The organism is Sneathiella sp. P13V-1 (genome assembly GCF_015143595.1).
Taxonomy (GTDB): Bacteria; Pseudomonadota; Alphaproteobacteria; order Sneathiellales; family Sneathiellaceae; genus Sneathiella.
Genome location: NZ_WYEU01000002.1, coordinates 1,215,274 through 1,230,034, shown reverse-complemented (window position 1 = coordinate 1,230,034; position 14,761 = coordinate 1,215,274). Strand labels below are relative to the sequence as shown.

Genomic DNA, 14,761 nt, shown 5'->3' with positions numbered 1-14,761 from the left:
GATGGGAATTGGCGCGTTCTCAAGGCGATCCGGTTCTCTGGATCACCCACTAAGTTCCCAACCAATTCTGTTAAGCCTTAAGGCAATCTTCCAAAGCGCGCTTTGCCATTATCTTTGCAAGCTGTGTGCGATACTCATCATCGGCAAAATGGTCAGTAAGTATGTCCTGGCCTTCAACCAAATGATCGAGCGCGTTCTGGAGAATCTCCGTTGTTGGTGTATTGCCGCGTAAAAGATCACAGGTTTTTTCAGCGATAAATGCACGGTCAGCCACACCACTCAAGGCGATTGAGCAGTCTTCGATGACCTCACCAGAAACACTTAAAACAACTGCTGCAGACGCAACAGCATATCCAGAAGCTGGATGTCGGTATTTTTGATACGACATGATCAGATTTCTCTTGTTTCTGGGAATGGTGATCTCGGTTAAGATCTCGCCGTCCTTCAAATCAGTTTCCATCATGCCAATAAAGAAATCGCTGGCTTTGACAATTCTCTCACCTTCTACTGAGCAAAGATGCAGTTCGGCATCCAGTGCCTGCACAACAGCCGGCCAATCCGCAGAAGGATCTGCCGTGCAGAGGGAGCCGCCAATGGTGCCGCGATTTCTAACTTGTGGGTCAGCAATCACTTGTGCCGTTTGCCGGAATATTGGCCATTCTTTGTGAAGATCATCATGTTTGAGCAAATTGGAATGCCGCGTTAAGGCACCAATTCGAATGACATCTTTTTCAAAATAGATACCGTTCAGCTCCTCCACTCGTTGTACGTCCACAAGAAGAGTAGGGGCCGCCATCCTGAGCTTCAGGAGCGGGATCAAACTATGCCCACCCGCCAGGATTTGAGCTTCATCCAAATGCTTGGATTTGAGCGCAAGAGCTTCTTGCAAGCAGTTTACCTGTACATAATCGACTTCAGCCGGGATCATGAGGCCCCTCCTTTATCTTGTGATGCAGATTGGATAGCTTTCCAGATCTTCGGTGGTGTAAGCGGCATGTCGATATGATCAATGCCAAAGGGTTTTAAGGCATCACAAACGGCACTGACGAGGGCAGGGGGCGCCGCGATGGTACCAGCTTCACCAATACCTTTCGCCCCTAATGGATTTGTTTGCGTTGGTGTATACAGAAAGTCCGTCTTAAAAGAGGGAAGTTGATCTGCTTTCGGGACAGCGTAATCCAGAAGGGAGCCGCTGAGGAGTTGTCCGTCTTCAGAATAGACTGTATTTTCATACAAAGCCTGCCCAATACCTTGCGCGATGCCACCATGAATTTGACCTTCGGCGAGCATTGGATTGATCAGGTTGCCCGCATCATCCACGGCAAGATATTCGAGGATCTCGATCTTTCCTGTTTCGATATCCACTTCGACGAATGCGGCGTGGCTGCCATTTGGTGATGACATGGAAATGGGATCATGAGTGTAGAGTTGATCCAAGCCCGGTGTCACGTCTTCGGGTTTATGGTGTGGAACGGCTGCCATTCTGGCGATTTTGGCAAATGGTATGCGCTTTTCATTCTCTTCCGTAAAGAAATGACCCTCTTGATAAAGGACGGACTCTTCCTTGCAGCGAAGTTTCAAGGCGGCATATTTTTTGGCCTTTTCGATCACTTTGCCAGCACAGATTTTTGCGGCACTTCCGCCTACGGCCATGGAACGTGAATTATATGTACCAACACCCACCGGAACGGCTTCCGTGTCTCCTGTAATAACCTCCACATCCTCCATTGGAATTTGCAGTTCGCTTGCTACAATTTGTGCAAATGAAGTGTGGTGTCCATGCCCTTGAGGAGTGGAACCTGTAAACAGAGTTACCTTTCCATCCGGATGAACCTTAATTTCGGCGCTTTCATATCCTCCTCGGTCAAACCCCAAATTGCCCAAGACAGTTGATGGCGCCATGCCGCAAGATTCAGTATAATTGATGATGCCTATCCCGAGGTAACGCCCTTCTTCTCTGGCCTGAGCCTGAAGTTCTCTTTTCTCTTCGTATTTGAATGAAGACTTGGCTTCTTCCATACATTTAAGGAAGCTGCCGCTGTCATAGAAATTGTGAGGGAATTTCTGAATGACGTTTTTCCGGCGAACTTCTAAGGGATCCATCCCCAATACTTCCGCCACCTTATCCATCGACCTTTCGATTAGGTAAGTCGCTTCGGGGCGGCCTGCACCACGATACGCGTCTACCGGTACGGTGTTGGTGAATATCAGGTTGGTTTGCGCGAAGTAGTTCGGAATATTGTAATTACCATTTGCAAAATAGGTGCAGTTTACAGACGGAACACCGGTTGCCATGTTGGAAAGGTAGGCACCCATGTTGGCAAATAGCTTTAACTTCAGGCCCAGGACCGTTCCATCATTCTTGATGGCAAGGTCGATATATTGGGTATGGGCTCGCCCGTGATGTGTGGACAGATGGCTTTCAGATCTGGTTTCTGTCCACTTGATGGGGCATCCAAAATGTTTTGCGGCGTAGGCGACGAGAATTTCTTCCACATAGAGATGCATCTTCGCGCCAAATCCACCGCCAATATCCGGAACTTTTAAGTGAATTTTGTGCTCGGGCCATCCAAGAGTGTCTGAAATCCATCTACGATGAAGGTGTGGGACCTGACTAGGGATATACATCTCCAGCTTCTCTGAGTATTTGTCGAAGCTCGCGAGTAAAACCCTCGGTTCCATAGCACTCGGGATAAGCCGGTTGTTGATCAATTTTAAGGAAACTATTTGATCCGCTTCTTCTGCGGCTTTTCTGTAATCCCCCCAGGCCATCAAAGGCTTGCCTGCGCGATTGTTCTTTATGCCTTCGTGGATCTGAACCGCGCCCTCTTGAAACGCTTCTTCTTCGTCAATGATGGGGTCAAGGACTTCATACTCGACCTCAATCATCTCGAGGGCGTCTTGCACGGCCTCTCTACTTTCACCAACAATGAAGGCAACCGCGTCCCCTGTGTAATTGACTTTGTCGAAAGCCAGAACCGGGTGATCAGGAATTTGAATGTCTTGTCCTGCAATCCAGTTAGGTCGGATCAATCCTACTTTCCCTTTCAGGTCTTCACCTGTGAGGATGCCGACAATACCTTTTAGAGATAGGGCTTCCTCTGTATTGATAGATAGTAGGCGAGCATGCGCATAAGGAGAGCGTAAGACTGCGGAATATGTCATATTTGGCAGTTTCATATTGTCAATGAACTGCCCGGCACCATCAAGCAACCTAGCGTCTTCGCGCCTAGGAACGGATTTTCCAATATACCCTTGAGAGAGGTTTTGGGTTTTTGAGATCGGAGATTGCTGGTTCATGAGGCAGCTCCTTCACGGATTTCCGCTGCAGATTTTTTCACGGCTTCAATGATATTGTGATAGCCGGTGCAGCGACAGATGTTGCCGTGCAAGGCATCGCGAATTTCGTCATCCGAAGGATTAGAATTCTGTTTAAGAAGTTCGTGACTGCTCATGACCATGCCAGGTGTGCAGTAGCCACATTGAAGCCCGTGGCTTTCATGGAAATTCCTTTTGATGACCTCAATATCTGAGATTTGGTCATTTGCCGCGGTTGTGATTTCAGCCCCATCCATTTGCACTGCCAGTTGAGTGCAGGATTTGACACTTTCACCGTTCACAAGAACTGTACAGGCGCCACATTGGCTGGTGTCGCACCCAATATTGGTGGATGTGATATTTAAATGATCTCTTAGAAAATGAGTCAGTAACGTACGTGCATCGATCTCCGACTGATGCTCTTTGCCATTCACTGTAATTTTCACTGTATGTTTTTTCATAATCACCTCTCGAGTGACGCTGTGTTTCTTTTATGTCTGTCATGATTTTAATAAAGTGTAAATACACTATATAAAATAAATGGAAATACGTGATGACAGTTACATCTGGATCGTCACAATTGCGTTGGTTGTTAAACGGATTTGGTCAGCAAACCTAGGCTGGAGGCAACCATATGCCACTCATTGTTTCCTAGTTTTTCCTGTAAAGTGTCTTGAACACCTTCCCATATAGGAATTGCTTTTTGCAGTAACTCTTCCCCTTTTTGGGTGAGGAGGATTGGTTTTGCACGTCCAGAAGATTCGGTGGAAAATTCAATAAATCCATTTTTCTCAAGTAGTTGAAGATTTCTTGTGAGGGTGGTTCTTTCCACAGCAAGATAGTCAGCAAGAGCACTAATGGATTTAACATTATCTGACGCGATACAGGCCAGTAACGTGAATTGTGTTATTCGCAAATTTAAGGGTTTGAGCGCAGCATCATACGCACGTGTAACAGTACGGGCCGCCATGCGTGCTTTTAAGGCCATGCAATTTAGACCGATTTGTCGGGTGTCAATCGTCATTTTTTAACCCTTTTGTGATGTGTATGTGCATCATATAACACTGATCAACAGTCAACACAAGACTAGGCCTAAGCTGCGGCGGCGACAGCGCCACCTGATTGTCTGGTTTTGAACAGGATGAGGATAATGATGAACATGTTCAGAAAGTTCCATGCGATCCCGTTAATAAAGGCGGCGCGGTAAGATAAGGTGAGATCATAAATAAGTCCGGAAAGCCACCCGCCTAATGCCATTCCTAGAACGGTCGAGAGAACAACTAATCCAACCCGTTGTCCAGAACCCTTAGCAGGCAAATACTCCCGTACAATTATTGCATAGCTTGGGACAATACCGCCTTGAGACAAGCCGAAAATTAGAGAGACAACGTATAGGGAAGTGAGGCCGTTAAAAGGAATATACAGAAACAGGGCAATACATTGTAAGACCGATCCAATAAGGAGTGTATAAATACCGCCGATATAGTCCGCCACGACACCTGATATCAGGCGGCTTACGATACCTCCGGCAAGCATAAGTGACAGCATCTCGGCACCTCGTGCTATGCCGTAACCCAAATCGCTACAATAGGCCACGATGTGAACTTGAGGCATGGACATCGCCACGCAACATGATACCCCAGCAATGGTGAGTAAGAAAACTAATGTGTTGGGCTTTAGGTTTATTTTCTTTCTGGTAATCTCTTCTGGTATAGAAGAGCCGCTGTTTTGCTCCATTTGATGAGGGGGTATTCTTTTCCTGAAAAAGAAGGAAAGAGGGAGCATGGTGACAAGAATAATGATTGCAACTGAGATATAGGCCGTCCGCCATCCTTCCACTTCAACGATATTCTTCAAGTATAAGGGCCATAGGGTTCCGGCAAAGTAATTGCCGCTCGCAGCGGCTGCAATTGCAATCCCCAACCTTCGATAGAACCAATGGGAAATATCGCTCATTAATGGGCCAAAACAAATTGCAGTGCCTAAACCGACCATCACCCCTTGTAGTAAAGCAAATTGCCAAACAGACGTAACCAATGTGGAGAAATAGAACCCGCCAACCAACAGTAAAGACGAAATCGCCATCGGCATAGATAAACCGAATCTATCAACGGCTTTTCCAATCAATAAGTTACCAAGACCAAAACCGATCATAATGGTGGTAAAGGGGAGGGAAACCTCAGATCGATCAGCTTGGAACTCTTTTTCCAGGCCCGGCAGAACAACGATGATGGACCACATGCCGACACTACCGATGGTGGCGACTATCATTGATACCCCAAGTCTCAGCCAAGAATAGCGGCTATCCAGATAATCTTCTTTTGGAGTGTCCATATGAATGTGGCCTTTCCCTGAGGGAGCATACAAATATTGGTCGAGCCAGGTGGGATGTTCTTGGGAGGTAATAGTGGCGATGATCCTGCAATGGGGCAATAAGTAAATTGGAATAATTCGTTTTGAGGAGGGCATAGCCTTAACAGAATTTAACTGCGCCATATGGCCGCACTTCTTTAACAAAGTTATTTAAAACTTGAAATTCGGGGTTCTAAAGTACACTTATGATTCGTGGAAACAGTCTGCGGATTAAGACTTAATTCAATGAAGGCGTATTGAATTTTGATCTAAATCATTCAAAAGCATGCCCAATGACTTATAGAGTTTCTGATTTGGTATTACTTTGGGGGTATACCATTCGGGTGTGAAGAATGTTTTTTATGAAACATTTGGCAACTTATTGTTATAATTCAGTTAATTGAATAACGTGTTGTAGAAGTGAATGGGCAGATTGTCGCTTTAAACGCAGTAATGGAAAATCGTCATGCGAGTAATGATTATTGACAGGTTTGAGATTTGTAGAAGTGGTTTCAAGTTTGTAATTGAAGAAGCTTTTAAAGACAGCGTTGTTTGTGAAGCTAATACCGTTTCAGAAGCCATAAACTGTATGGAAAATCACGGATTAAATCTGGTGATTTTCTCACAAAGCAGTGGCGTGACAGCGGATATACATTCTCTGGAGAAATTAAAATATTTTGCTCTCTCTATACCGGTCGTAATCATTGGTGATGCTCTCCATTGGAGTGGTGCCGACGAGCTTACGAAATATAACATTAGTGGTTTTCTCGACCGTTCTACAAACAAAGATGTTATGATTGCCGCTTTGCAATTGGTTCTTGCTGGAGGCCTCTATTTTCCTCCGGAATTGCATGCTGCAACGAGTGGACATACGAATAATCAGGCATTCCTTGGCAATAGTCCGAATAAAAACGCCGAAAAAAGACTGACGCCTCGTCAAATTGAAGTTTTGACTGCAGTTGCAGAGGGGAAATCAAACAAGGTTATCGCAGCAGAGTTGGGAATCTCTCCAGGAACTGTTAAAGTGCATGTTTCAAATCTGATGAAAGATTTGCAAGCCAACAACCGTACGCAAGCCGTTACGATTGCAAATAACCTGAATATTTTATCTCAGTATTATTAAGAGTGAATGTGGGGTGTTGAAAGCTGCTTTGCAGTAGAAGATTCTGCCCCAAGGCGTCCCTTTGTATATTCGGCTTGTGCTATAAATCTGGCAAACCCAATAATTACTTTTTCTGAATTATGAAGCCCTGAGGCGTGTATCTTATCGGCTAGCATATTGCCGTTTCCCTGTGAAAAACGCATTGTGGCCGAGTATTTATTTTCAGTGCCATCTATAGAGGCGCCAAAAATTATATTCCATCCTATAAGCCGCTGATCTAATTCGGTTATATTTGTTGGTATCAGGAAATGATCTGAAGGACCGTTCAGGTTATTTCCTTTCATTATTGTCCCTTGATACATTCCGCGGCTATCATGTGATGTTATTTCGTAGGTACAGGGTGTCTGCGATTCAAACAACAAATCCAGGCGAATGTTTTCTCCCCGGCTATCAAACTGAATTTCATGCGCTAGCGATTTTGTCATAGGAAACAAATTTGTTGTTTAGAAGTCGTTTAATGGATACAAAAGTCCATCTCATATTATTGTAATAGTTGTGTCGTTGTCATGGTCAATATAGACCATGCGAAGGCGGAGGAGTTTTGAAAGATATATAGGTTTTTTAAATGGGTATTTCTGATTGAATTATGTATGCCTAAATTAAATTTCACATAGTGATAAAAGGTGGATATAGTTAAAGGACTGATTGTTCAGAAAAACTTAATGACAATCAGATAATATATGTAATGTGTGGCACGTTTTTTGGGTTTTAAAATGAGTTTCAGGCTATTTCTGTTTGGACAATTCCGGTGGGAATTACCAGATGGAACTATTGTCCCCCAAATGAGGAAGAAGACACAGGCGTTGGTGGCGTATGTTGCGTTGTCTGCCAATGGTGTCGTGCGAAGAGACCAGATTGCCACCCTGTTGTGGGACACCTCTAAAGAACCACTTGGTAATTTACGCCATGCCATTAAAGAAATAAGAGAAATTCAAGAGAGAATTGGGTTTCAGCTCATCTCTACGGATGGTGCCAATATCGCTCTGGATTTCAATGATTTGTGGGTAGATGCTCGTGTCGCCAGCCAATGTGCGAAACAGTTCTCCGCAGATCTGGCCGTCCAGCTTGTTGAAGCGAAACCGAGTCAGCTACTTGCCGATTGTGATATCCATGATGGGCTGTTCGATGACTGGCTTCTGTCGGAACGTAGTCGCAGAGAAGAAGAACTGCGTCAATGTCTTGGTACATATCTCGAACATGCTGTGGAGAAACGAAGTAACCTCTCCGAGATCCAAAAAATCACATCAGCGATATTTGGTTTCGATCCTACGAATGAAAAAGCTCATCAGGAATTGATCCGTGCCTACGCAGAAGCAGGCGATAGAGGATCTGCGCTTCGGCAATTTGAAATTTGCCGCAATACGCTTTTCCGTGAGCTCGGCGTTGAGCCATCCATTGAGACCTCACAGTTACTACAGACTGTTAAAGCTGGCGAAAAGCCCGTACTTGTTGCAAATCAGGTTTTCGACACCTCCCATGACATCAGCACACTGGATACGCGCCCAACCCTTTTGGTTGAAGATTTTACGGTACCCTCCAATGACAGTGTGACGGAGTTTATTGCCAGATCATTTCGCTCCGATATTTGCGAGCAGCTTTCGCGGAATGACCATTTCGCAATTAAAGATGATAGTTTTGTAGGATTAGGCGCAGATATTATTTCTCCGGCCGCTTACGTTTACCGCGTTCGAGGAACAGTTCTGGGGTCTGGGGATGCTCTATCCATTCTCCTCCAGCTTCTTGACGATAGAAATGGGGAAATTTTGTGGATGAAACGAATTTCTCCAAAACTTGCGGATATTCTCTCCGGTCTTGATGAACAGGCTGTTTTTATGGCCATCGAGATTTATCGGTTGGTTGAACTAAAAGAAACCGACAAAGCGAAGAGCACGGAAGAGAGCCTTTTAACAGCTCAGCAATGCTTGCTCCGCGCCGTTTCTATTATGTTCAAGTTTTCTGAAGATGCCGTCAGGCGTGCGGAAGGTTATATTATGCGCGCTCTTTCTATTGATCCCAATTTTGCGGAAGCCTATGCTTGGCTTGCATTTTTGAGGTCGATCGACATCGGGCAGGGATATACATCTGATGTTGATGCGGCACGGGAAGAAATCGGCGAGTTGATCCGACTGTCTCAGGAAATCCGACCAGACAGCGACATCGGGCTAGCCATAGCAGGGCATCTGGAAGCGTTTGTCCATCATGATTTTGGAACAGCACTTGAGTATTTTGACAAATCGCAGTCCGCTAATCCTAATTGCGCCCACGCCTGGGGGTTTAGTGCTATTACCCATTGTTATATTGGCGAGGCTGAAAAAGCTCTTTCAATGCTGGCAAGATGTCGGCAGATCATGCCTTTTGATCCGCATCCATACTATTTTGATACCGCCCGGTGTATCGCAAGTATGCTGTCTGGTCGATATGAAGATGCTGTACGCATCGGACGGCAGGTTCTTCGCAATAACCCTAACTTCCATGCCAACTACCGTCCTTTGATCTCAAGTCTGGGGCATCTCGGGCGAATGGATGAGGCAGAGCCATTGCTTCAGGAGTTTTCAAAAATCCAGCCAGATTTTTCTGTGGATTGGCATCTGGCAACATATCCACCGCTTGATAAAGAACTTACGGACAGATACGTCGAAGGGCTTAAGTTGGCGGGTGTCAGTGACAACTAACGAATCAAGTATGAGAATTTGTTACTCTCAATTCGTCATAAAATTTTCATAAAAATCAAATAGTTATATCTCATTCACGGTTCATTGCGGTCATTGTGGCACAAATAATACCGGATCGTATGTCTCTTTGGGGTAGAGGTACTTCGCTGTGGATGAAGCAGTATTTGGTAATGGGTGGTTCGGTTCAAATGATGGATCGAATTCTGTAAGAGAAGAGTTCTCGGACCAGCAAGGTCGTGACGAGATAGGGGTATCAGTTGCGTCCTCACCTATACCATCCACTGATTTTAATCTGAAACCTTCCGATAGATCAGACAGCTTCTTCACTGCAGCGCTCCGTATACTATACACACTTACTCCTGCAATTCTTATTCTGGACAGCAATCGGCGCATTGTTTTTGCAAATCGTCAAGCTGAAGAATTGCTAGAGCAGGGGGATGTTATATCCTTGGACAGAAAGGGTAAAATATTTTGCGTTGACCATGTCGCGCAGAATTTTCTTCTTCAATATTTGGGAGACGGAAAGCGGAACTCCGACTCTCTGTTTGGCGAACAAGAAAGTTCTTTTCTAATTCCAAAAGCAGACGGCTGGCCAATGGTTGCGATGGTCGGCTGTGATCAGTTGGATGCAATGACCTACTGCGGCGACGAGTTCAATGCAGATCGTCATGTGACACTGATGATAAGAGATCCTGACGGTTACCATCCGGATCAGTCTGAAAAGCTGATGGCTCATTTCGGGCTAAGTGGAGCGGAATCCACTGTGGTTGGTCAACTCGCCAGGGGGCATAGTACAACCGATATCGCAGAACAGCGTGGTGTCAGTGTTGTTACAATACGCAACCAATTGAAATCTGCTCAAAGTAAGTTGGGGGTGACACGACAGTCTGAACTGGTGTCACTTGTTTTGAGGTATATTTCATAAATAGGAATTCATACTTAGCTGGTATATTTCCTTTGAGAAGGCCTGCATTTGCAGGCCTTCTTTTTTTGGGTAAGAAAATTGCTCCCTCTTTAGTATCTTGGAATTTTTATTGAAATAGTTTCAAATGTAACTTATTTTAGATGAGGAATTATTACGTGGGAGCTCGCGAGATGAAAATCCAGAAAATACATCATGTTGCTTATAGATGCCGGGACGCCAAGGAAACGGTGGAATGGTATGTAAAATATCTCAATATGGATTTTGTTCTGGCGATTGCTGAAAACGAAGTCCCTTCGACAAAAGCACCTGATCCTTACATGCATGTTTTTCTGGATGCAGGGGATGGAAACATCTTGGCGTTTTTTGAACTTCCCAATTCCCCAGATATGGGGAAAGACCCGAATACACCCGAATGGGTTCAGCATCTGGCACTGCAGGTGGGCAGCGTAAAAGATCTGGAAGAGACAAAAGCTAAACTGGAAGCCGATGGAATTGATGTTGTGGGACTTACCAATCATACACTGTTCCAATCTATTTACTTCTTTGATCCCAATGGACATCGCATTGAATTAGCTGCCAATACGGATACGCCAGATATGCATTCAAAACTGGATGACGTGAAGTGGGAGATGTTGGAAGAGTGGTCCAAGACGAAACGCGCACCACAGCACGCCCGCTGGATGCATGATGGTTCAGTTGAGCCGGATATGCGCTGATTTAGAAATCAGTCCCTCGATATACTTTCTGAATTTTACCGGCGCTGTTTAGCAAAACACAATCAGCGTCGGCACCTGCTTTGAAACTACCGATTTGGTCTGAGAGGTTCATAAAGGTAGCAGGAGTTCGTGAGGCCATCAAAAGGGCGGACGAAAGTGAAAAACCTAATTCATCCGTCACATAATTCACAGTATCTTCCATTGAAATAGCAGCGCCGGCGAGTGTTCCATCCTTTGTAACGCATTTCCCGTTTTTTACTGAGATATCCATATCCTCTAGCCTGAAGTTGTTACTTTTTCCGCCAACAGGTGGCATAGCGTCGGTGACCAGCATCGCTCTGTTTGGTGTGAGTAATGTGATCGCGCTTTTTAACGTTGCTGGATGGATGTGGTGGCCGTCAGCGATCACACCGGAAAAGGTTTTCTGTGATTGAAAGGCTGCTCCGACAGGGCCGGGTTCACGAGAGAGGAAAGCGGGCATGGCATTAAATAAATGAGTAAATCCAGTGACACCGTTGTCAATAGCGGTCAGACAAGTTTCGTAATCTGCTTCTGTATGCCCAATGGCGACAATAACATTTCTTTTGATCAGCTCGTTAATAAAATCAATTGGAACTTCTTCTGGGGCCAAGGTAACCAGGCATGCTCCAAGTTGATATTCATCTAGAAGGTCTAGAAAAGTCTCTTCAGCTTTTCTGATAAAAGGGGCGTGATGAACACCTTTGCGTTTTGCATTAATAAAGGGTCCTTCAAAATGGACGCCGCGGATACCAACGTGACCTTTTTGGCGAACTTCTTCAATACTTGCCGCCATTAGTTTCATTTTGTCAGGCAGATCTGTGATGAGCGTAGGCAAAATGGAAGTGCTGCCAAATTGACGATGCGCTTTTTCTACGATTAACAGGTTTTCTGGGGAGGGAAGGTCATTGAGCAGAATATCACCGCCGCCATTGACTTGAATGTCAAAAAAACCAGGTGCCAGATATCCTTCTTCAAGTTGTTGCAGCTCAATGTTCGCGGGTAACTCATCTGTTTTGCTGATAGATAGGATTTTGCCATCAGTCACGAGCAGGCTGAGATCAGAGTGCCATTTTTCTCCTATGAGAATTTGAGAGGCTGTGACAGCTTTCATGTTACGGCTTTCCAACTGTGACGGTGGCGAGATCGTTTAACAGCATCACTTGTGCCCCTTCAAGTGGGTCACCCTTTGCCGCAACGATATTCGTCGTAAATTCTGGCGAAAGCCGTTTTCGAATTTCCGGCGCCAACCCTCCTATCAGTGCGATTTGCGAGATACCTTTGAACCGACTTGCCGCAATCAACTGTTCTGCTTCTCTGACAATGAGGTTTACGATCGCCGTCGCCGTCTCGTCTTTATTTTCAGAACATCTAAGTATGTATGGAGCCAGATCTGCGTAGTCGGAAGGCGTGGCGGTTCTGCTCCAGTTATAGATTTCCTTCGCAGTATTACCAATTCTTGCAGATATGAGTTCGGTCAGTTCACTGGATGGGGCTATTCCTTCAGCCGACTGAAGGGTGTAGCGGACGGCCAGTTTTCCAAGGCGGGCACCACTTGCCTGATCGGATATGTGAAGGCCCCATCCTCCCATTGAAAAGGCTTGGCCCTGTACAGTTCCGTAAACACAGGATCCTGTGCCGAAAATGATGATTGCACCGTCCCGGCCTGCGCCGATTGCCCCTAAATATGCGATATGCGCATCATTCGTGGCTTTGATTTCTTTAAACGGATGACGAACCTGTTGAAGGGCATTGATTGCAGCATCGTCCACCAATCCGGCAATTCCAGCACCTAAAACCGTTTGGTTCAACTGAATGGGAATGCCTGATTGTGAAATCGCTAATCGCGTGGCTTTTACGATCTCTTCAATAACTGCATCAGCCCCAAGGGAAATGTTGGAGGGGCCAGCAATCCCTTCACTTATGATATTCCCCTGATAACCATAGATACGCACCCGGCACTTACTGCCGCCACAGTCCGCTGTCACAAAGAAGGTTGGCTCCGCTTGCCATTGCATGGCTACCATACTCCAAAATAAATGCCACGCTGCTTGGCATTATCGGTTTTTGCCTCGATGGTCGCATGATCTGTCGTAAATCTTGTTTTTCTGGACCTTATCCATTTGTGAAGCAGGTTTTCAAACTCCAGTACTTCAAAATCATGCTTTCTTCCCGGAACAAGATCATGGAGTTCCTGCGGGTCTTTTTCAAGATTGTAGAGTTGAGGCGCAAACCCGTCGTAAGAGATATACTTCCATTCCTTAGTCCGGAGCATATAGGCGCGCGTTTTATCTGGCGTCAATCCCAATTCAAGGCGGGCGCCGCGCCAGGCATAATCTACCTCACTAACTGCCACGTCTCGCCATTCCTCAACGGTTTCAGATCTTAGATGAGGCAAGAGCGAGCGCCCTTCCAGCAGGTGATACTTCTCTTTCCCGCCCAACGCGTCTATGAAGGTTGGAACAAGGTCGATGGCCTCAATCAGATCATCACAGTTCTTGCCCCGCTGGTTATCCGCTTCACTGGAAGGATCGTATACAATTAGAGGAATGCGCACGCTTTCCTCGTGAAACAGCTCTTTTTCGCCGAGCCAATGATCCCCGAGATAATCACCATGATCACTTGTAAATACGATCATGGTTGAGGAAAGCAGGTCTCGTTCTTCCAGAAACGCTATAAGTCTACCGATATGGTCATCAATTTCTGTGATAAGGCCCATATAGGCTGGAATGACATGTCGCCGCTTTTCTTCGTCTGAGAAATTGATGCTTTCTTCGTGGTTCATGAAGGCCGATACGACAGGATGTGGATCTTGCTTTTCTTCAGCGGACCTGTTCGCAGCTATAACATCATCGGCGGAATACATATCGTGATATGGGGCAGGGGCAATGTAAGGCCAATGCGGTTTAATGTAGCTTAGGTGAAGGCACCATGGTGTTTCACCAAGTTCATCAATTTTCTCCATTGCACGGTTTGTCATATAGGCGGTTTCGGAATGTTCTTTATCGACTGCCGCCGCTAAATGCGCGTTTCTTAAGAACCATCCGCTTTGTAGTTCGCCGTTTTCGTCAACGCCTGAATTTGCCGCGGTGTGCCAGGGGTTGTCACCCTCATATCCTTGGGCACGTAGATATTCGTTATAAGCCAAATTGGGCGACGTGAGTTCATCGGGGTGGAGACCATCATCTCTCTCCCACGGTTCGAACCCGCACTGGCTGGCCAGCACGCCACTTTTGGAAAGAGGGTCGATGCCTAACCTTTCCATGTTGCCACGATCAGCCGACATATGGGTTTTGCCGATCAATCCAGTTGAAACACCGAGTTCTCGCATATGGTCGCCTAAAGTCGGCTGCCCGATATTAAGTGGTACACCATTATAAGTCGCGCCATGTGAAAACATATAACGTCCGGTATAGAACGACATACGTGAGGAGCCGCATACAGGTGCCTGAACATAGGTGTTTTTGAAATTCACACCTTTAGCAGCCAATTTGTCGATGTTAGGGGTTTTGATCGATGGATGACCATTGCAGGCAAGGTAATCGGCCCTAAGCTGATCACACATGATAAAGAGGATGTTTTTGACGTCTGCCATTTT

The 14,761-nt window shown here is 45.8% G+C and carries 13 protein-coding genes; 4 read left to right on the top strand and 9 right to left on the bottom strand.

All coding sequences use genetic code 11. The features are described 5' to 3' along the window. Nucleotides 1–70: 70 nt before the first annotated feature. The 5 genes from GUA87_RS12845 to GUA87_RS12825 form a co-directional block, all read right to left on the bottom strand. Nucleotides 71–928 (bottom strand): FAD binding domain-containing protein, encoded by an 858-nt coding sequence (locus GUA87_RS12845; RefSeq protein ID WP_193716934.1) that lies wholly within the window; start codon nucleotides 926–928, stop codon nucleotides 71–73. Next, nucleotides 925–3,300, bottom strand: coding sequence for a xanthine dehydrogenase family protein molybdopterin-binding subunit (locus GUA87_RS12840; RefSeq protein ID WP_193716933.1), 2,376 nt, complete (start codon nucleotides 3,298–3,300; stop codon nucleotides 925–927). The genes GUA87_RS12845 and GUA87_RS12840 overlap by 4 nt, the downstream gene beginning before the upstream one ends. Continuing rightward, on the bottom strand, nucleotides 3,297–3,779 hold the full coding sequence (locus GUA87_RS12835) for a (2Fe-2S)-binding protein (protein ID WP_193716932.1): 483 nt from the start codon (nucleotides 3,777–3,779) through the stop codon (nucleotides 3,297–3,299). Before GUA87_RS12835 ends, GUA87_RS12840 begins: the two co-directional genes overlap by 4 nt. A 131-nt stretch (nucleotides 3,780–3,910) precedes the next feature. After that, a complete protein-coding gene (locus GUA87_RS12830; protein WP_193716931.1) occupies nucleotides 3,911–4,342 on the bottom strand; it encodes a MarR family winged helix-turn-helix transcriptional regulator in 432 nt (143 codons plus the stop codon). A 68-nt stretch (nucleotides 4,343–4,410) separates the two neighbouring features. Next, nucleotides 4,411–5,814 carry an MFS transporter gene (locus GUA87_RS12825; protein WP_227711858.1) on the bottom strand — a complete coding sequence of 468 codons (1,404 nt, stop codon included), beginning with the start codon at nucleotides 5,812–5,814 and terminating at the stop codon, nucleotides 4,411–4,413. 322 nt (nucleotides 5,815–6,136) lie between these two features. Between GUA87_RS12825 and GUA87_RS12820 the strand changes: the two genes are divergently transcribed. Further along, nucleotides 6,137–6,793 carry a response regulator transcription factor gene (locus GUA87_RS12820; RefSeq protein WP_193716930.1) on the top strand — a complete coding sequence of 219 codons (657 nt, stop codon included), beginning with the start codon at nucleotides 6,137–6,139 and terminating at the stop codon, nucleotides 6,791–6,793. Here the strand turns inward: GUA87_RS12820 and GUA87_RS12815 are convergent. After that, nucleotides 6,790–7,116 (bottom strand): hypothetical protein, encoded by a 327-nt coding sequence (locus GUA87_RS12815; RefSeq protein ID WP_193716929.1) that lies wholly within the window; start codon nucleotides 7,114–7,116, stop codon nucleotides 6,790–6,792. The genes GUA87_RS12820 and GUA87_RS12815 overlap by 4 nt on opposite strands. A 429-nt stretch (nucleotides 7,117–7,545) precedes the next feature. Here GUA87_RS12815 and GUA87_RS12810 point away from each other — a divergent pair, with 429 nt between their 5' ends. The 3 genes from GUA87_RS12810 (at nucleotide 7,546) to GUA87_RS12800 (ending at nucleotide 11,145) form a co-directional block, all read left to right on the top strand. Further along, on the top strand, nucleotides 7,546–9,504 hold the full coding sequence (locus GUA87_RS12810; RefSeq protein WP_193716928.1) for a BTAD domain-containing putative transcriptional regulator: 1,959 nt from the start codon (nucleotides 7,546–7,548) through the stop codon (nucleotides 9,502–9,504). Between the two features lie 148 nt (nucleotides 9,505–9,652). Further along, entirely contained in the window at nucleotides 9,653–10,429 is a 777-nt protein-coding gene (locus GUA87_RS18245) for a LuxR C-terminal-related transcriptional regulator (RefSeq protein WP_193716927.1), read from the top strand. Nucleotides 10,430–10,599: 170 nt separating this feature from the next. Continuing rightward, entirely contained in the window at nucleotides 10,600–11,145 is a 546-nt protein-coding gene (locus GUA87_RS12800) for a VOC family protein (protein WP_193716926.1), read from the top strand. A 1-nt stretch (nucleotide 11,146) separates the two neighbouring features. On the opposite strand, the gene nagA is transcribed toward GUA87_RS12800, so the two are convergent. The 3 genes from nagA to GUA87_RS12785 are packed head-to-tail and all read right to left on the bottom strand — an operon-like array spanning nucleotide 11,147 to nucleotide 14,758. Continuing rightward, on the bottom strand, nucleotides 11,147–12,277 hold the full coding sequence (gene nagA, locus GUA87_RS12795) for an N-acetylglucosamine-6-phosphate deacetylase (protein WP_193716925.1): 1,131 nt from the start codon (nucleotides 12,275–12,277) through the stop codon (nucleotides 11,147–11,149). A 1-nt stretch (nucleotide 12,278) separates the two neighbouring features. Further along, nucleotides 12,279–13,181 carry a BadF/BadG/BcrA/BcrD ATPase family protein gene (locus tag GUA87_RS12790; RefSeq protein WP_193716924.1) on the bottom strand — a complete coding sequence of 301 codons (903 nt, stop codon included), beginning with the start codon at nucleotides 13,179–13,181 and terminating at the stop codon, nucleotides 12,279–12,281. A 2-nt stretch (nucleotides 13,182–13,183) separates the two neighbouring features. Next, nucleotides 13,184–14,758, bottom strand: a complete 1,575-nt coding sequence (locus GUA87_RS12785) for a sulfatase-like hydrolase/transferase (RefSeq protein ID WP_193716923.1) — start codon at nucleotides 14,756–14,758, stop codon at nucleotides 13,184–13,186. Nucleotides 14,759–14,761: the final 3 nt, after the last annotated feature.